We start from the raw sequence: 17,644 nt of genomic DNA, 5'->3' as shown, positions 1-17,644 counted from the left end.
GAGGGTAGGGGTGTTGTGTATATACGCCGTTGGCTAACAGACTTCTCGGACAATCAACTTGGCAGTACAAGACTAGATTTCATCCAAAATAAATCACGTAATACAGCCGGAGATTCCTAAATTTAGGAACTCCGTTGTGGTATCGAGCACTCCTCTTATCTGTGTTAATGAAAAAACTCTTACTCCTTTCTTTCCTGGCCGTGGCAACTGTGGCGCCTTCCTTTGGGCAGCAGCTGGTAAAATATGCGGGCCCCGGTATTCCTGATACCTGCTACGCCAGTTCCAAGGTTGTGCGTACGCGGGTGCTCCCGCCGGCAGCTTTTCTGGCAAATCGGCCATCGGCCACCAAGGCTACTATTATCGTTACCTATTCCGGCTTTACACCCGAGGCCCAGGCCGCTTTCCAATATGCAGTTGATATCTGGCAGTCGTTGCTGGTATCCAGTGTGCCCATTCGGATTAGTGCCACCTGGGAGCCACTAGAAGAAGGTGTATTAGGGTCTGCCGGTCCCAGCAGCTTATATACAATCAATGGCGGCGGTGAGCGGATTAGCAACTCGGTGTATCCTACCGCTTTAGCGGAAAAGATAGTAGGGGGAAACATTAATGGTGAGGCAGCTGACATCAACGCCAGCTTTGGCAGCACCTTCAACTGGTATCTGGGCACGGATGGCAATACGCCTGCCGGGCAGTATGATCTGGTATCGGTAGTGCTGCACGAACTGGGGCATGGCTTGGGCTTTCTGACCTCGAAAGGCTATGATGTGACTAGTAAACAAGGCGCTTTATCAACGCCGCCTAGTATCTATGCCGATTTCATGAAAACCGGTGCCGGACTGAGCGTAGCCGACACCCGCATCTTTGCCAATCCTTCGGTGGAATTGGGCACAGCCTTCACTACCAATGATTTGTATTTTGATAGTCCCCTGACGCGGGCCGCTAACAGTGGAGAGCGGGCGCGTTTGTATGCTCCTGCTCCGGACTTATACAGACCAGGTTCCAGCATATCGCACCTCGACGAAAATACCTATAGCTCCGGCGACCCCAACTCGCTGATGTCGCCGGAGTTTGCCTCGGGTGAAGCTATTCACTCGCCCGGCCCCATTGTGCTGGGTATGTTCAATGACATGGGGTGGTTTAATACTGCCGTGCGCCACACGCCTTACACCGACACGGAGACGCCCAGCACCTTCCCCGTCACGGTTCGGGTGGATAGCGACGGCACTATCACGCCCGGCTCGGTGAAGCTGAACTACTCCTTCAACGATGGTGCTCTCACCACGGTGACGATGACGCCCAACGGCAGCGCCAACCAATACACTGCCACTATTCCCAATCCTGGCCTCAACGTGCGGGTGAGCTACTACATAGAAGCTTCCGACAACGAAACCCGACGCATCTACACCGCCCCCGGCCGCAACGCCTTTTCCACGGTGTCTAACCGCTACTCGTTCTTCGTGGGTCCCGATGTGGTAGCGCCTACGCTCACGCACACGCCGCCTACTTACCTGTTTACCAGCAATCTGCCATATACCATCACGGCGCAGGCTGCGGACAACATCGGGGTAGCATCCGTTACGTTGGAATACAACGTGAATGGTACGGCCCGTCCTGCTATCCTTATGACCAGGGGCACCGGCAATAGAGCCAACACCTACACCGCCGCGCTCAGCACCGTTGCCGGCCCCATTGCAGCCGGCGACGTTATCAACTACCGCTTGGTGGTGCAGGATAACTCCTCCAAGTCTAACCGCACTACCCTACCCACTACTGGCTTCTTTGCGGTGCCGGTGGTAGAAGTACGCCCGCCCGCCGATATGTACGCCAACGAGTTTGAGCGTACCACGCCTATCGACTTTGTGGGCTTGGGCTTCTCCATTGCTACGCCCACGGATTTTACCAACGGCGCCATTCACTCCACGCACCCCTACGCCAACAACGTAGACTACACGTACCAGTTGCTGGTACCTATTCGGGTGAAGGCCGATCCGCAGATTGCACGGGTGCGTTTTGATGAGATTGTGCTGGTGGAGCCCGGCGAAACCGGCTCGGTGTTCCCCAACGAGGACTTTTACGACTATGTGGTGGTAGAAGGCAGCCTGAATGGCACCACCTGGACGCCACTGGCCCCCGGCTACGATGCCCGCGACAATGCCAACTGGCTCGATTTGTACAACCGTTCGAAAAGTGGCAGCAACTCGGCCGCTGTGGGTACACCGTCCCTTTATGCTTCCCGCACCATCAGCCTGCTGGATAAATATAAGGCCGGCGACGTGGTGCAGCTCCGCTTTCACCTGCACGCCGATGCAGGTGCCTACGGCTGGGGTTGGGCCATCGACAACCTGCATATTCAGGACAACACCGTGACGCCCACAGCCCAAGCGCTGCAAGGTGCCGGCGTAAGTCTGTTCCCGAACCCTACGGCCGGCCAGTTTACGCTGCAAACCCGCTTCGATAAGCCGGTGGCTACTCTGGAAGTAGTGGTGCGCAACGTGCTGGGCCAAGAGGTGTTGCGCAAGTCGCAAACTTCCGTGAAGGGCCAGCTCACCCTACCCCTCGACCTGACCAGCTACGCCAACGGCTTCTACAGCGTCAGCCTAACGGCCGACGGCGAAACCGCCACCCGCAAGGTGATGTTGAGCAAATAGAGGCGCGTTGCACGCGCCCGTCGTTGCTCCGAATGACAAACAGAATCGGCTGCTCCAAAAGGGCAGCCGATTCTGTTTGTCATTACTTCAGTTCTGTCATCCTGAGCGGAGCGAAGGACCTTATACCAGTTGAACGAGTCGTTAGTACAGCTGTCGTGCAAACGATTCGTTCTGACGTGAGAAGGTCCTTCGCTCCGCTCAGGATGACAAACCCTTTTTCAACTCACCATCTCACTACTCACAACTTCACCTACCTCATCTTCGAAATAAAATCCCACAACACCACTCCCGCCGCCACGCTCACGTTCAGGGAATGTTTGGTACCGAATTGTGGGATTTCCACGGCCGCATCGCAGAGGGCCAGCACTTCGTCGTCTACCCCAAAGACTTCGTTGCCCATCACCAGCGCATAGCCCTGGCCGGGGGTAGGGTGGAAGGCGGGTAGGGGCTGGCTTTCGGTGGTTTGCTCCACGGCTACTACCTGGTAGCCAGCAGCCTTTAGCTGCTCCACGGCCGCCACGGTGGTAGGCGCATATTCCCACGTCACCGACTCGGTGGAGCCCAGCGCCGTTTTGGTGATTTCGCGCTGGGGCGGGCGGCCTGTGATGCCGCAAAGCCAGATTTTCTCCACGGCAAAGGCATCGGCCGTGCGGAAGGCCGCGCCCACGTTGTGCAAGCTGCGCACGTTGTCGAGCACCAGGACGAGGGGGAATTTTTGCGTATTTTTGAAGTCTGCCACCGTCAGTCGGTTCAGCTCTTCCATTGAAAGTTTGCGCATTCGGCAAAGGTAGGAACACGCCGCCGGCTGGCGCGTGTTTGCTGAGTTATTGACAGAAAGGTCGTCATGCTGAGCTTGCCGAAGCATCTCGCTCGCATCGTTGAGTCACTTGCGCAACATCAGCACGCGAGATGCTTCGACAAGCTCAGCATGACGGTCTGATTGCCTGCCCCGCCTACCCCTATTACCCTCGTACTACCCCGCACACCCGTGAAAACGAAATCCGCCGACTCTACTAAGAAGCCTGTCCGCACGCACGGCTCACTTGGGCCCGCGCCCGTGGCCGATACGCCGCTGATGAAGCAGTATTACCAGCTCAAGCAGCAGCACCCCGGCGCGCTGATTCTCTTCCGGGTAGGTGACTTCTATGAAACATTCGGCGACGATGCCGTGAATGCCTCGCGCATTCTGGACATCGTGCTGACCAAGCGTGGCGCCGGCACGCCCTCGGAGGTGCCACTAGCCGGTTTCCCTCACCACTCCCTCGATACCTACCTGCCCAAGCTGGTGCGCGCCGGCCAGCGCGTGGCCATCTGCGACCAGCTAGAAGACCCCAAGCAAGCCAAGGGACTTGTTAAGCGCGGTATCACGGAGGTAGTAACGCCTGGCGTAAGCATGCACGACAACGTGCTGGAGCGTCGCCGCAACAACTACCTCTGCGCTATTCACTTCGGCAAGCAAGAGGCCGGCATCAGCTTTCTGGACGTAAGCACCGGCGAGTTTTTGGTGGCCCAGGGCGATGCAGCCTACCTCGGCAAGCTGCTGCAAAACTTCACGCCCGCCGAGGTGCTGTTCTGCAAGAAAAGCCGCCGCGAGTTCGAGGAAAACTTCGGCCCCGACTACTGTCACTTCGCCTTGGATGAATGGGTGTTTGGTTTCGACTATGCCCACGACACGCTCACGCGCCACTTCAACACGGCCTCGCTCAAGGGCTATGGTATTGATAATCTGAAAGAAGGCATCACGGCGGCGGGCTGCATTCTGCACTACCTCGCCGAAACCAAACACACCGACATCGGCCACATCGGCAGCATCGGGCGCTTGGAGGAAGACAAGTACGTGTGGCTCGACCGCTTCACGGTGCGCAATCTGGAGTTGGTGCATGCTCAGCACCCCGGCGGCGTGCCTCTCATCGACATCCTCGACCAGACCGTGACGCCCATGGGCGCCCGTCTGCTGCGCAAGTGGGTAGTCCTACCGCTAAAGGAGCCCGCCCAAATCCAGCGCCGCCTCGATACGGTGGATGGTCTCTTGCAAAACCCTGATCTGCTGGCCGAGTTAGACCAATACCTACGTCAGATCAACGACTTGGAGCGCTTGATTTCCAAGGTAGCCGTGCGCCGCATCAACCCGCGCGAGCTGGTACAACTGGCCCGCGCCTTGGAGGCCATCGAGCCGATACGGGAACTACTGGCCGTTTCGGGGCTGCGCGCCCTTCAAAAGTTGGCCGATCAGCTGAACCCCTGCGCGGCCCTGCGCGACGAAATCAAAGCCAAAATCAAAGTTGATGCGCCCTTGCTCATCAACCAGGGCAACGTACTCAACGATGGGGTAGACCCAGAGCTTGACCGTCTGCGCCGCATTGCGTTTTCGGGCAAGGATGAGCTGCTGAACATTCAGCAGCGCGAGCAGCGCAACACGGGTATTTCGTCGCTGAAAGTGGCGTATAACAAGGTGTTTGGCTACTACCTCGAAGTCTCGAACGCGCACAAAAGTAAGGTGCCCACGGAGTGGATTCGCAAGCAAACTCTGGTGAATGCCGAGCGCTATATTACGGAGGAGCTGAAAACCTACGAGGAAACCATTCTGAACGCCGAGGAAAAGCTGTTTTCCCTAGAAATGCAGCTCTACAATGACCTGGTGCTATCAGCGGCTGAGTCGGTGTCCCAAATTCAGCAAAATGCCCGCGCTATTGGCGTCACCGACTGCCTGTCTTCCTTCGCCAACACAGCCCGCCAGCATCGCTACGTGAAGCCCGTGGTGAACGACGGTACCGTGCTCGACATACGCGCCGGCCGCCACCCCGTAATTGAGCGCCAACTACCGGTAGGCGAAGCCTACATCCCCAACGACATCTGCCTCGACCAGGACGACCAGCAAATTGTGGTGATTACCGGCCCCAACATGGCCGGCAAATCGGCCCTGCTGCGCCAAACGGCCCTCATTGTGCTGCTGGCGCAAATTGGCTCTTTTGTGCCCGCCGATGCGGCCACTGTCGGTATCATCGACAAGATTTTTACGAGGGTAGGGGCTTCCGACAACCTGAGCAAGGGCGAAAGCACCTTCATGGTGGAGATGACCGAAACCGCGTCCATTCTCAATAATCTATCGGACAGAAGTTTGGTGCTGATGGACGAAATTGGGCGCGGCACCAGCACCTACGATGGCATCAGCATTGCCTGGGCCATTGTGGAACACCTACACAACTCGCCCAAAGCGCGGGCCAAAACGCTGTTTGCTACCCACTACCACGAGCTGAACCAACTGGCCGACGACTGCCCCCGCGTGCGCAATTACAATGTGGCCGTGAAAGAAGCCGACGGCCGCATTCTGTTTCTGCGGAAGCTGCAAGAAGGGGGTTCCGAGCACTCGTTCGGCATTCACGTGGCTCGTATGGCGGGTATGCCCACGGCCGTAGTACTGCGCGCCAACGAAATCATGCACCACCTGGAACAGGAGCGCGCCGGCACCGGCCTGGACACGGACGCACCCACCGAGTTCGATGAGGTGCTGGCCGGCCTGGACATCGAGCCGCCTACCGCCGAAACGGGCCGCCGTGCCCCCAAGGCCCAACCCGCCGCGGCCGTGCACAACGCCCCGCGCCCCAGCCTCCAACTCAGCATGTTCGAGCCCGCCGACCCGGCGCTGGAACGCCTGCGCGAACTGCTGGAGAAGCTCGATGTGAACACGCTCACACCCATTGAAGCGCTGCTAAAGCTGAATGAGCTGAAGCTGGCGGCAGGTAGTAAGTAAATAGACGCAAAAAAGCCCCTCGTACGATGTGCAGTACGAGGGGCTTTTGCTTGCTACCCGCTAAGGGGGTAGGCTACCAGATTAGAAAGAAAACCTAGTAGCCAGGGTTTTGCTTGAGTTGCGGCGACACGTTCAGCGCATTCAGCGGAATAGGGTAAATCTTGGTATGATCGTCGCCATCTGGCGATTTGTCCCACCATGCACTGTTGTTGAATTTGCCGAAGCGAATGAGGTCAATGCGCCGGCGACCTTCTCCGATAAACTCACGGCCCCATTCGTCCAGTAGCTCTTGCTCCGTAAGAACAGCCCCACCGGAACCGTACAGGCTGGCTGAGCCGGCAGGGTAATTCCGGCGCCGCACGTTGTTCAGCAGCTCAGCCGCCGCCATTGGGTCGCCCCGCCCGGAACTTACACTCGGCCAGCATGTAGTAGATTTCCGCTAGACGTATTTCGGCGTAGTCTGCTTCAATCTTGTTGGGGTCGGTGGAAGGATAGAAAGGGTACTTTACCATGAAGATGCCCGAATTTTGGTCGGCATTGTTCATGTTCGACGTTTTATCGGCTGGTACCTGGCCCGGCTTCGTGTATTTGAACAGGCCTACTTGGTCGCGCAAGTACAGTGTGTAGCCGCGGGTACTTTTGATAGTGTCCTTGCCGTCGTTATACAGCAGGTAGCCTTTTAAAAACATGCCCTCACGAGTGCTATTGCCCAGGTTCATGTAGTTTTTCAGGCGCACATCATCGGCGTACTTCTGAAACTTTACGAATGGCTTTCCCTGCACAAAGGGATATTCCTTGTTTTCAACATCGTGACCCGGCTGCAAAGCATATCGCGGATTGCCCCCACCGAAGTCAGTGAACTTAAAGTAGTTGATGGGCACATTGTAGGGAAGCCCCCAGAAGTACATACCGCCTTCGTATTGCCAGTGTGAGCGGCCGAAAGAGCCCGGAAAAGCAAAGATGGTTCCCGAAGATTGGTCGTTATTCCAGTCGAACGGGGCATCCCAGCGGCTCTCGATGGCATAAGGGCCGTACTTACCACTTATAATGTCCTGACACACAGTTGCGCAATCGGCATAGCGGTCTTGACCAATGTACACGTTAGCATTCAGGTAGAGGCGACCGAGTAGGGCAGCCGCGGCCGCCTTGGTCCAGCGTCCCTGAAACTGCGCGGTGCCAGGGTCTCCCTTCGCCAGCAAGGCTGGCATTGCTTCCTTCAACTCTGTTTCGATGAAGGTAAATGTTTCTTGGGGTGTTGACTGCGGTGGGCTCGCTAATTCCCCCTGGACCTTTTTGGTAATCTGAACATTACGGAACAGATCAAGCAAGCGTATATTATACCAAGCACGCATGACACGCAACTCTGCAATGAGCTGCTTTTGCTCTGCCTCAGTCATATTAAACCGAGATGGGTCAAGCGCTTGAATATCCTCGAGAGAGTTTGTACCCAAAACCACACCCTGATTAAGCAGATTCCATGTGTCGTTAATGTATCCTTCTTGTATCGTCCAAGTGTGGTAGTGCGCCCGTGCATACTGCCCGCCATCAAACCAGTCTCCCTCCCGGTTAGGCGTCATAAGCTGATCGGCACTCAATTCCTGTAATTGAAAGGGCGAACCTTGTATTGTGTTGTACCCGTGCTCAAACGTGCGTAGAAAATCACGGTACACGTCATTCTTAGTTTGCAGAAAGTTGGCCGGCGTAATACGGTCGTACAGGGTTTCATCCAGGTCCGTGCAGCCGCTCAACCCAGCAGCCACTAGCGCGAGCGAAAGGCCAGCGTATGTTTTGAAGTAGTTCATGGAATGCGAAAAGATGAGTTTAGAGGCCGAACTGAAGGCCAAACAAGACTTGCGTGGTGGCAGGGTAGTAGTTGCGGTTGCTATTAATGCCCGGATATAGCCCGTTAATGGGTAAGATATCAGGGTCGCCGCCGGTGTAGCCTGTTATCGTCAGGACGTTTTTGGCCGCGGCATACAGACGCAATGAGCGCGCATACTTCGAGGTGAATTGGAAAGTATAACCTACACTCACATTGTCAAGCTTCACAAAATCGCCCTTTTCCAAAAAGTAATCTGATAGCACATTGGTGGTAGCAGAGTTAGTGAGCTTAGAGTATTTGCTGCCATCGTAGGCAGACGTCAATACGTTGGCGTTGGACTGCGTGGATGGCGTACCTATGTAAAAAGCTCTGGTATTAAAAGCATCAAAACCCAGGACGCTCCGAATGAAAATAGAAGCGTCAAAGTTCTTGTAAGTGAATGTATTACCTAGGCTCAATGTGTATTTTGGTAAGCCATTGCCTACCACTTGTCGGTCGTCCAGAGTTGCCTGGTTGCCCGGAATAATAGTGCCATCCTTGGAATACACCAATAGGCGCCCATCCTCGTCAACACCAGCCGACTTCAACATGTAGAACGAGCCAATACGCTGTCCTTCCTGTAAACGCTGTGCGTTGCCAGGTGTGCCGGGGGAAGGTAGACCTACTACATCAATAAAGGGTTGTCCCTGGTAGGTATCGTTGGAGAAAGAAACGAACTGGTTGCCATTTGTTGCCCCAGCAAAGGAAATGGCATATTGAAAGTTCGGTTTGCTGATAATCGGGGCGTTTAGCTGCACTTCTACACCCGAGTTATCTAAGGTGCCTACGTTGGCATATGTTTCGTTCTGCGTACTAGGCGGTGTTGGTACCCTGTAGTAGCCCAACAGGTTTTTGTTTCGGCGGGTGTAGTAGTTTACGCTACCAGTAAGCTTGCTATTAAATAAGGCAAAATCCAACCCAACGTTAAAACTTTGTGCCTCCTCCCAGCGCAAATTAGCATTGAGATTTTGGTTCGGTCCATACACTTGGTAGTACGTGCCATTGAGCAGATAATAACCGTAGCCAGAGTAAGTATTGAGCGAAAGATAGTTGCCGAAATCTTGGTTGCCAGTCACTCCGTAGTCAGCCCGCAGCTTCAAATCGTTTATCCATTCCTGACCATCCAGAAAAGACTCTTCCCCAATGCGCCAACCCACAGACACGGCTGGGAAATTGCCCCACTTGTTGCTAGCACCGAACTTCGACGAACCCTCGCGACGCAAGCTAGCAGAGAAAAGGTATTTGTCTTTGAAGGAGTAATTGATACGACCGAAAAAGGCAATCAGCTTGGAGTCGTTTTTATAGCTGCTACCATCAGTACGTCCGGCTACCTGCCCATAAAGCCCGGAGCCAATGTTATTATATGTGAAGGCATCGGACGGAAAATCACGGTTGTAGATGGCATTGCCTTCTGAAACGAAGTACTGATAAGAATACCCTGCCAAGGCCTGCAAAGAATGATCCTGTACTGTAAGGGCATAATTCCCAATCCACTCAAGGCTGCGCTGGTCACTACGGTTGTAGTTGCGCCGAGCAGAGTTCATGCCCCCTTCGTTCTGTAAAGCGAACGTGGAAGTAGAAGGCCGGAAGAAGAAGTCGAAATAGTCGCTAGTGAACTGCCCATATGTTACCTGCGTGTTTAATGTAGGTAAGATGTTGAGCTTAAAGGTGGCATCGTAGTTCAGGATTTTACCTTCCGTACCGGCTAATTCCGTTTGTAGACGCTCCGCCGGGTTGAAACGGCCATCGAACCCGCTTTGAATGTTGTAGTACCGCGTCGGGTCGTCGGGGTTCCGTACCGGAATGGTAGGGTTCAGCGTGAGGGATTGCTCATAACTGCCATAGTCAGTATTGCGGGAGTTAATATAGCGAGGCGCAAAGTTTAGCCCGATGGAGTAGAGCTTGCTGGGCGCATTGTGATTCAGGGAAAGACGCGCACCATACTCCTGCCGGCCCGAACGCACGTCTATGCCCTCCGCATCGCGATAGTCCATCGTAGCACGATAGTTACTATTGTCGGATCCACCCGAAGCAGTAAGAGAATGTTTATGCGCGAAGGCATAGTTGCGGGATATTTCGTTCAGCCAGTTCGTTTGCCCGCCATAATCCGTGCCGCGTTCTTGCGCTAAAAACTCTTCAGGAGAAAGTACTTTGGGCTGTAAGGTAGCGTAGTCAAACGTTGTGTAAGTGTTGTACTCAAGCAAGTTGTTCTTCGTGCCCTTCTTTGTAGTGACCACAATTACACCATTGCTGCCGCGTGTACCATAAATAGCAGAAGCGGCGCCACCCTTCAGTACATCAATGGATTCAATATCGTTTTGGTTGATGTTTTCCAGATTACCGCCTGGCACGCCATTGATTACAATGAGTGGTCCCAGACCGGCATTACGCGACGATACCCCACGCAATTGAATACTTGGCTGCGTGTTTGGATCGGCGGCCGAAGTATTGGCGATGGTAAGACCTGCTACTTTGCCTTGCAGCGCCGTAAGCGGGTTGGTCGAGCCTACAGTCAGCAACTCCTTGCTGTCGATGTGGGTGACCGTGCTGGTTACTTCTTTTTTATCGAGGGTGCCGTAGCCCACTACTACCACGTTGTCAAGCGACTGGCTATTTTCCTGCAAGGAAACGCGCAAGGTTGTAGTGGCCTCCTGCACCGTCACTTCCTGCGGGTTATAGCCGATAAAGCTGAAGGAGAGCACACTACCCTGCGGCACCGTCAGCGAGAAGTTGCCGTCGGCATCGGTGGTGGTTCCAGTGGTGGTTCCTTTCACTACCACCGTTACGCCGGGTAGGCCCTGGCCGTTAGGCTGCGTTACGCGGCCCGATACGGGTACGTCGGCGACGCTGGCGCTAGTCTCAAGTGGTGCGTGGCTTAGAATCACGCGGCCTTTGCGCACCTCAAATTGCGCCTTGCGCGGAGCAAGCAACTCATTCAGGACCTTCTCTAATGGCTCGTCTGTCACCCGCAGGGTTACCCGCCGGCTAGAGCCGATAAGCTGTGGGCTATAGACGAAGTGTACGTCTAGTTGCTTTTCAAGCTGTTTCAGCACCGATTCAATCGTTTGCGATTCCGCTTGAAACGAAACGTGACGTTCCAGAACCACTTGCTGCGCCACAGCTGGGCGAGCAGTGGCCATAGTAGTCAGCGGAAAAGCTAAGGCAGATTGAATCGCTAGTATCCGGAGAGGATATCCAAAACGCTTCGAAAGAGGTAAGCGATTTTTCATAGATAGAAAACGATTGCGGTGGAGAGGTAAAAAAAAATTATTGTAGTAGTTGTGGGAGTGAGCGCGCTATTGTGCTGCTTAGCAGATAAGCATAGCAGTAATCAGAGGCAACAGAGAAGTGAAGGTCCATTGCGAGTTGTGTCGAAAACTTAAAGCGTGCAGCCATCACTGTGGAATAAAATTCGAGCATTGTCAGCAGGAGAATAGCTAGCGCCGAGCGCCTTGCTGAGCACATCCAATCTATCGTAGAGCGATTCTGACTCCTGATAGAAAGTAATGGTGATGGTGCAGTTAACTAGCTTGGCTTCATCATATATAATCTCAACTCCGTACGCCTTCTCCAACGCCTGCAATACTTTGCTCACAGGCTGTTTATCAAAGGTGAAGGTCTGTGGAGTAAGGATTGCAGGGTTTTGTACAAGCTGCTTACGCAGCGGGCGCGGCGTTAAAGCCGAATATGCTACCCGCTGGTTGGGCAGCAGTATGATGCCCTCAGCAGCGGGTTGCGCAGGCGTGGCACTCAGGTCGGCACCGCGGCGTAGTTGCACGGATACGCGGCCCTCGTGCACTGCTACCTCATTCTTATGCCCTGCATAGGCTTTCACCCGGAAGCTGGTACCCAGCACAGTCGTCACTAGCTGATCGGTATAGACCAGAAAGGGCGCATCAGGATTTTTGGCAACCTGAAAAAAAGCTTCGCCCTGCAACCGAACCTCGCGGCGCGGACCCGCTAAACCAGCCCTGTATTGCAGGCCACTGCCTGGGGATAGTGTAACGCGGCTGCCGTCCGCCAGCGTAAGTAGCTCAATGTTTTTTCCCTTGTTGTGGTGCTGCGTCCACTCAACGGCCATTGTAGAAGGTACAGGCGCCGATTCCCATTTCTGAGGCAATACGATTGCCAGCGCTACCCCAACTACTAGTAAGGCTGCCGCTACCCAACGCATTACTGGCAGGCGCCAAAGGGAGGTTGAAGGGTGGAGTTCTTTAACCGGAGGCGTATTACTGAGGCTGTCCTGCGTGAGGTGCTCAATCTGTTGCCATATAGCGGCACGCACTTGTTCATGTTGCGTGGGTGGCAAGACCAGATTCTCCGGCTCCCCAAGCTGGTTGCTCCACTGCTCTATCAACGCTCGTTCGCCGGGCCGGCTGGTGCCGTCGAGGTAGCGTTGGAGCAACTCTTCAAATTCAGCTTCAGTCATAAGAATAAGCCCGAGGTAAGCGTCTAAAAAGTAAGACGCCTATCTCGGGCTTACCCCTAAAGAGTAGGCAAACTTTTTTCAAGCAACTACGCCAGGTAGTATGGGCTTGTATACACAATTGCTTTTCAGCGAATAAAAAACAGGAGGGGCGCCAGCATAACCATGAACTCCCGCAAGTATAGGCGTAACAGCTTCAACGACTTAGTCAAATGATACTCTACTGTTTTAGACGTAACCCCCAAATGCGTTGCTATTTCCTCCACGGATTGGTGCTCCAATCGGCTCAGTTGGAACACTTGCTTTGATTTTTCGGGCAGGAGTTCTACACCTCGCAGGAAAGCGGCCGTTAAATCACTGGCAGCCAGCGCTTCTTCAGTTTCGTGCGTCGTCTCAATTTGTACGGTATGGCAGTAGGCTGCGTAGTGCGTTCGGACTCGATAAGCTCGAATGTAGCTTAGTACCCGATGGTTGATGGCTGCCAGCAAATAATGGTCTAGCTGTGCAATGGTCTGTTCGGCTCGCTTGTGCCAGAGGGCGGCAAACAACTCCTGTACTAATTCCTCTGCCGTTTCCCGCGATTTTAACTTTCGGTAAGCCAATGAGAATACCCGGTACCAGTACCGTTCATACACTTCAGCAAAAGCTCCCCGGTTGTCTAAGGCTACTGCTTGCAATAAAGCAGCATCGGTCCAAGAAGCATAAAACCGGATAGGTGGAGAACTCACAAATAGAGATGAGGAAGAGAAAAGTACGGAGAGAGAGATAAGGTGGTATGATAAATATACTGATTTATAATAAAATAGTAATAATGTTAAATGCAGCTTAGACACTGTAAATACTGGCTATTCGGAAAGCATAGAATACATAAACTCAATACATATCTATAACGATATGTATTGGCGACGTGTGGATACGCAGATAGTAGGAGAGAATTTTCAAGCACTTCTTTACATTTTTGGAAAATTTTTCTGCTTGAAAATCAGCTGAAAACAGCTTTTTTGCAGTGAAATAGAAGGCTTTTTTACAGCAGGCGCTTGACTTCAGAAATTCTTCTTCTACCTTTGTCACATCAAAACGCCGGTAACGGTGTTGAGACTAAAAGCGAGAGTAGCTCAGTTGGTAGAGCGCGACCTTGCCAAGGTCGAGGTCGCGAGTTCGAACCTCGTCTCCCGCTCCAAACAAAAAGACGTTGCTTTACCAGCAGCGTCTTTTTTGTTTGCACGTAGTAAGTATTGTTGCTGGTAGGTATAACTACTTGAGCCAGAGTGGTGTAATGGTAGCCACGAGGGACTTAAAATCCCTTGTCTTCACGGACGTACGGGTTCGAGTCCCGTCTCTGGTACTAGTAAAAAAGCCCTTTCATTGAAAAATGAAAGGGCTTTTTTGTGTCGCTTCTTCTACTGTTCCTAACCTGCTACTGCGTCAAGCGGCTGGCGAGTCACTATCTGAAGCGCATCGGCAAGCAACTGGTAGGAGTACACGCGCGCTTCATGGTCGAAGATATTGGAGACGGCCATCAGCTCGTTGACTTGCGTGCGGTCAACGAATTCTTGGAGCTTTGCTTGTAGCGTAGCTTTGCCGCCAATGAAGGAGTAGGCCAACATCTGCTCGACCATATGCTGCTGGGCCGGTGACCAGAAGGGCTGCATGTTTTTCACGGGTGGTTGTAGCGGGGCGGGATGGCCGGCTACCACGCTCAGCATAAAGCGCTGCAAGGAAGTAGATAGCCACTGGGCCTGGTCATCGGTGTCGGCGGCTATTATGTTCACGCAGGCAATAACGTAGGGTGCGGCCAGCGTAGCAGAAGGTCGGAACTGCTGTCGGTAGATTTCCAGGGCGGGCAGTAGCTGTGCCGGTGCAAAGTGGCTGGCAAAGGCGTAGGGTAGGCCCAACTCTGCTGCTAGGTAGGCGCTATCGGTGCTGGAGCCTAAGATGTAGATCGGGATGTCGAGGCCTTCGCCGGGCATGGCACGCACGGGGCTGGAGCTATTGGAAGCAGAGAAATAGGTTTGTAGCTGCTGGATATCGCGCGGAAAATCCTGCACGGCCCCAAAGCGGCTGCCCCGAATGGCTTGGGCCGTGCGTTGGTCGGTGCCGGGGGCGCGGCCCAGGCCCAGATCGATGCGGCCCGGATACAGCGAGGCCAGCGTACCCATTTGCTCGGCCACTACCAGCGGCGCATGGTTGGGTAGCATAATGCCGCCCGAGCCTACCCGTAGGGAGGTAGTACCCCCGGCAATATGACCTATCAGAATGGGCGGGGCGGAACTGGCCACGCTCACCATATTATGGTGCTCGGAAAGCCAGTAGCGGGTATACCCCATGGCCTCTACCTGCTGGGCCAGGTGCAGGCTATTGCGGAATGTGTCGGTAGGCGTGCTTCCGGCAAGGATGGGCGCCAGATCCAGCACGGAAAAAGCAACGGAAGAAGCATCGGCTGTCATAATTCGGAAGGAAAAGGAGGCTGGCGGACGGCATCCGAATAGGACCGCAGGCAAAGCCTCATGAAGGTTGTACCTGCTCAACAAAAAAGAGGCGCTACCGGTTGCCGGAAACGTTACGGGGCCAGATGTGGCCAAAGAGCTATACCACGTCAGCACAATTCCATACCCGCACAACCGGAACTGCTTACCTATCTTTGCGGTTGAGTACCGGGCACTGCCCCGCACACCCTATGTTCCAACTCTCAGCCCTTACGCGACGCCTGACGGCGGCTACTTTTCTGGTAGCCTTCCTCAGCATGTTCGCGGGGCGGTGTTTCTGTGCGCCGATAGGCAGTGAGGTGAAAGCGCCTAAGATGACGTGCTGCACCAAGATGGCCGGCAAGCAGTGCGAGGGGATGAGCAAGACAGGTCATCCGTCTGGCAGCACCGACAAGTCGGATTGCGAGACACCGGTGAAAGCCTTTTTTGCCGCGCTAGCCGGCCCGCCCAGCCACGATGTGAGCGTGGATGCGCCGCTGTGGATGGTGCTGCCACCTACCTTCAACTTCGAATTTGCGCGCTACGTGCGCTGGGAGCAGGCCCGGCCGGTAGCCTTGGTGCCCCGGCGGCACCTGAAGCCGAAGATTCCGGATATCCGGGTCTTTACCCATTCCTTGACTATTTAAGGTCGATTTCGCACGCGCTGCCGCCGTGGGTTTAGCTCTGCTATGCCCGCGGCGGCAGCGCGTTTTTGTGCGCTAAGACGCTGTAGTAGCAAGTAGGCGCTGTACGGCCTCCCTTTTCACATTTCTCATTCACTTTCAACCTTTTTCACTTATGCTGATAAAATCTGCATTCCTTTCTTTCGTGGCCGCTGGCCTATTCCTCGTGAGCAGCTGCGGCGCTGATAACAAGCCTGTAACGGTAGGCGCCGAAGGCCCTGGCGACAACATGGAAACCACCACAACCGATACCACGGCTACCCCCGCCACCGCCGGAACCTACGTGTGCCCCATGCACCCCGAAGTGACCAGCGAAAAACCCGGCGACTGCCCCAAGTGCGGTATGGCCTTAGTGAAACAATAAGATAGCCACTGGCTGATGGCTGCTAGCTATTGGCTTCTGTTCAACAAAAAGCTGATAGCTAATAGCTATCAGCCAACAGCTTAAAACATGGTAGAAAAGCTGATTTCGCTTTCGTTGCGCAACCGGGTGCTGGTGCTGCTGCTGGCAGCAGGGCTGTTTGGGTGGGGCGTATACGCCCTGCGCCGCAACCCCATCGACGCCATTCCGGACCTCTCCGAAAACCAGGTGATTGTGTTTACGGAGTGGAGCGGGCGTAGTCCGCAGGTGCTGGAGGACCAGGTGACCTACCCGTTGGTGTCAAACCTTCAGGGGATTCCGAAGGTGCGGAATATCCGGGGCACGTCGATGTTTGGGATGAGCTTTGTGTACCTGATTTTTGAGGATGAGGTAGACCTATACTGGGCCCGCTCGCGGGTGCTGGAGCGCCTCAATTACGCCCAGCGCTTACTGCCCCAGGGCGTGACGCCTACCCTCGGCCCCGATGGGACGGGGGTAGGGCACGTGCTCTGGTACACCCTGAAAGCGAAGGGTATGGACCTGGGCGAGCAGCGTGCCTTACAGGATTGGTACGTGAAGTTTGCCCTGCAAACGGTGCCTGGCGTGAGCGAAGTGGCCTCGTTTGGCGGCTTCCAGAAGCAGTACCAAATCACCCTCGACCCCACCAAGCTCAACTACTACCGCATTCCGTTGCCCGATGTGCTGCGGGCCGTGAAATCGAACAATAACGACGTGGGCGGGCGCAAGTTTGAGATGAGCGATATGGGCTACATCGTGCGGGGGCTGGGCTACATCGAGAATATCCAGGACGTGGAGAATATGCCTGTGGGCACCTACCGGTCTACCCCTATTCGCATCAAAGACGTGGCCACTGTGCAAATGGGCGGCGACCTGCGCCTGGGCATCTTCGATGTGAATGGCGAGGGCGAAGCTGTTGGCGGCATTGTAGTGATGCGCTACGGCGAGAATGCCGATAATGTCATTCAAGCTGTGAAAGCCAAGATGCAGGAAGTAGAAAAAGGCCTGCCGCCGGGCGTGACCTTCGACATTGCCTACGACCGGAGTACGCTCATTGAGCGGGCCATTGCCTCGGTGCGCGGCACGCTGGTGGAGGAAATGGTGACGGTGTCCTTGATTGTGCTGCTGTTTCTCTTTCATGCCCGCAGCGCGCTCATCATCCTCATCCAAGTGCCGCTGTCTATTGCCATTGCCTTCATTTTGCTGGAAGCGTTTGGCGTGTCGTCCAACATCATGTCGCTCACTGGCATAGCCCTGGCCATTGGAGTGATTGTGGACGATGGCATTGTGGTGGTTGAGAATGCCTACCGGCATTTGTCGGAAGCGCAGCAGACAGAAGAAGCTGCAAGCGGCTAGAGTTAGAAAACTAGAACTAGCTCCCCTCCTTTTTTAAGGAGGGGGTAGGGGGTGGTAAAAGTCGTTGAATCATTC

12 protein-coding genes and 2 tRNA genes are annotated in these 17,644 nt (G+C 54.5%); 7 read left to right on the top strand and 7 right to left on the bottom strand.

Annotated features, from left to right (window positions below; translation table 11 throughout):
- Positions 1-167: 167 nt before the first annotated feature.
- Entirely contained in the window at positions 168-2,648 is a 2,481-nt protein-coding gene (locus F1C16_RS15435) for a T9SS type A sorting domain-containing protein (RefSeq protein WP_185281514.1), read from the top strand.
- Positions 2,649-2,898: 250 nt separating this feature from the next.
- On the opposite strand, the gene F1C16_RS15430 is transcribed toward F1C16_RS15435, so the two are convergent.
- A complete protein-coding gene (locus F1C16_RS15430) occupies positions 2,899-3,426 on the bottom strand; it encodes an RNA methyltransferase (protein ID WP_185281513.1) in 528 nt (175 codons plus the stop codon).
- A gap of 297 nt (positions 3,427-3,723) precedes the next feature.
- Between F1C16_RS15430 and mutS the strand changes: the two genes are divergently transcribed.
- Positions 3,724-6,399, top strand: coding sequence for a DNA mismatch repair protein MutS (gene mutS / locus F1C16_RS15425; RefSeq protein ID WP_185284358.1), 2,676 nt, complete (start codon positions 3,724-3,726; stop codon positions 6,397-6,399).
- Between the two features lie 94 nt (positions 6,400-6,493).
- Here the strand turns inward: mutS and F1C16_RS23080 are convergent, their stop codons facing one another.
- The 5 genes from F1C16_RS23080 to F1C16_RS15405 form a co-directional block, all read right to left on the bottom strand.
- The gene (locus F1C16_RS23080) at positions 6,494-6,787 is read right to left on the bottom strand and encodes a RagB/SusD family nutrient uptake outer membrane protein (RefSeq protein ID WP_258048932.1); all 294 of its coding nucleotides are present in this window, start codon (positions 6,785-6,787) and stop codon (positions 6,494-6,496) included.
- Positions 6,774-8,201 (bottom strand): RagB/SusD family nutrient uptake outer membrane protein, encoded by a 1,428-nt coding sequence (locus tag F1C16_RS15420; protein ID WP_258048931.1) that lies wholly within the window; start codon positions 8,199-8,201, stop codon positions 6,774-6,776. The genes F1C16_RS23080 and F1C16_RS15420 overlap by 14 nt, the downstream gene beginning before the upstream one ends.
- Positions 8,202-8,220: 19 nt before the next feature.
- Positions 8,221-11,400, bottom strand: a complete 3,180-nt coding sequence (locus tag F1C16_RS15415; RefSeq protein WP_185281512.1) for a SusC/RagA family TonB-linked outer membrane protein — start codon at positions 11,398-11,400, stop codon at positions 8,221-8,223.
- A gap of 239 nt (positions 11,401-11,639) precedes the next feature.
- Positions 11,640-12,689: a FecR family protein gene (locus tag F1C16_RS15410; RefSeq protein ID WP_185281511.1), complete on the bottom strand. Its 1,050-nt coding sequence runs from the start codon at positions 12,687-12,689 to the stop codon at positions 11,640-11,642.
- 125 nt (positions 12,690-12,814) lie between these two features.
- On the bottom strand, positions 12,815-13,414 hold the full coding sequence (locus tag F1C16_RS15405) for an RNA polymerase sigma factor (protein ID WP_185281510.1): 600 nt from the start codon (positions 13,412-13,414) through the stop codon (positions 12,815-12,817).
- Between the two features lie 376 nt (positions 13,415-13,790).
- On the opposite strand from F1C16_RS15405, the gene F1C16_RS15400 reads away from it, so the two are divergent.
- Both F1C16_RS15400 and F1C16_RS15395 read left to right on the top strand, forming a co-directional pair.
- Positions 13,791-13,866: transfer RNA gene (locus tag F1C16_RS15400), tRNA-Gly, on the top strand.
- A gap of 82 nt (positions 13,867-13,948) precedes the next feature.
- Positions 13,949-14,031: transfer RNA gene (locus F1C16_RS15395), tRNA-Leu, on the top strand.
- Between the two features lie 64 nt (positions 14,032-14,095).
- On the opposite strand, the gene F1C16_RS15390 is transcribed toward F1C16_RS15395, so the two are convergent.
- Positions 14,096-15,133 (bottom strand): LLM class flavin-dependent oxidoreductase, encoded by a 1,038-nt coding sequence (locus F1C16_RS15390; RefSeq protein ID WP_185281509.1) that lies wholly within the window; start codon positions 15,131-15,133, stop codon positions 14,096-14,098.
- A gap of 230 nt (positions 15,134-15,363) precedes the next feature.
- Here F1C16_RS15390 and F1C16_RS15385 point away from each other — a divergent pair, with 230 nt between their 5' ends.
- The 3 genes from F1C16_RS15385 to F1C16_RS15375 all read left to right on the top strand — a co-directional run bounded on the left by F1C16_RS15385 (position 15,364) and on the right by F1C16_RS15375 (position 17,569).
- Entirely contained in the window at positions 15,364-15,798 is a 435-nt protein-coding gene (locus F1C16_RS15385) for a hypothetical protein (RefSeq protein WP_185281508.1), read from the top strand.
- Between the two features lie 151 nt (positions 15,799-15,949).
- Complete coding sequence (locus tag F1C16_RS23075; protein WP_185284420.1) at positions 15,950-16,198, top strand: heavy metal-binding domain-containing protein; 249 nt, start codon at positions 15,950-15,952, stop codon at positions 16,196-16,198.
- A gap of 87 nt (positions 16,199-16,285) precedes the next feature.
- Positions 16,286-17,569 (top strand): efflux RND transporter permease subunit, encoded by a 1,284-nt coding sequence (locus F1C16_RS15375; protein ID WP_185281507.1) that lies wholly within the window; start codon positions 16,286-16,288, stop codon positions 17,567-17,569.
- Positions 17,570-17,644: the final 75 nt, after the last annotated feature.

Origin of the sequence: Hymenobacter sp. NBH84 (assembly GCF_014217645.1) — a bacterium.
GTDB lineage: Bacteria > Bacteroidota > Bacteroidia > Cytophagales > Hymenobacteraceae > Hymenobacter > Hymenobacter profundi.
This window is presented reverse-complemented; position numbering and strand designations above follow the sequence as displayed.

Coding starts and splice junctions, on each gene's coding strand:
- F1C16_RS15435 (WP_185281514.1), top strand. CDS start 168: ATGAAAAAACTCTTACTCCTTTCTTTCCTGGCCGTGGCAACTGTGGCG.
- F1C16_RS15430 (WP_185281513.1), bottom strand. CDS start 3,426: ATGCGCAAACTTTCAATGGAAGAGCTGAACCGACTGACGGTGGCAGAC.
- mutS (WP_185284358.1), top strand. CDS start 3,724: ATGAAGCAGTATTACCAGCTCAAGCAGCAGCACCCCGGCGCGCTGATT.
- F1C16_RS23080 (WP_258048932.1), bottom strand. CDS start 6,787: ATGGCGGCGGCTGAGCTGCTGAACAACGTGCGGCGCCGGAATTACCCT.
- F1C16_RS15420 (WP_258048931.1), bottom strand. CDS start 8,201: ATGAACTACTTCAAAACATACGCTGGCCTTTCGCTCGCGCTAGTGGCT.
- F1C16_RS15415 (WP_185281512.1), bottom strand. CDS start 11,400: ATGGCCACTGCTCGCCCAGCTGTGGCGCAGCAAGTGGTTCTGGAACGT.
- F1C16_RS15410 (WP_185281511.1), bottom strand. CDS start 12,689: ATGACTGAAGCTGAATTTGAAGAGTTGCTCCAACGCTACCTCGACGGC.
- F1C16_RS15390 (WP_185281509.1), bottom strand. CDS start 15,133: ATGACAGCCGATGCTTCTTCCGTTGCTTTTTCCGTGCTGGATCTGGCG.
- F1C16_RS15385 (WP_185281508.1), top strand. CDS start 15,364: ATGTTCCAACTCTCAGCCCTTACGCGACGCCTGACGGCGGCTACTTTT.
- F1C16_RS23075 (WP_185284420.1), top strand. CDS start 15,950: ATGCTGATAAAATCTGCATTCCTTTCTTTCGTGGCCGCTGGCCTATTC.
- F1C16_RS15375 (WP_185281507.1), top strand. CDS start 16,286: ATGGTAGAAAAGCTGATTTCGCTTTCGTTGCGCAACCGGGTGCTGGTG.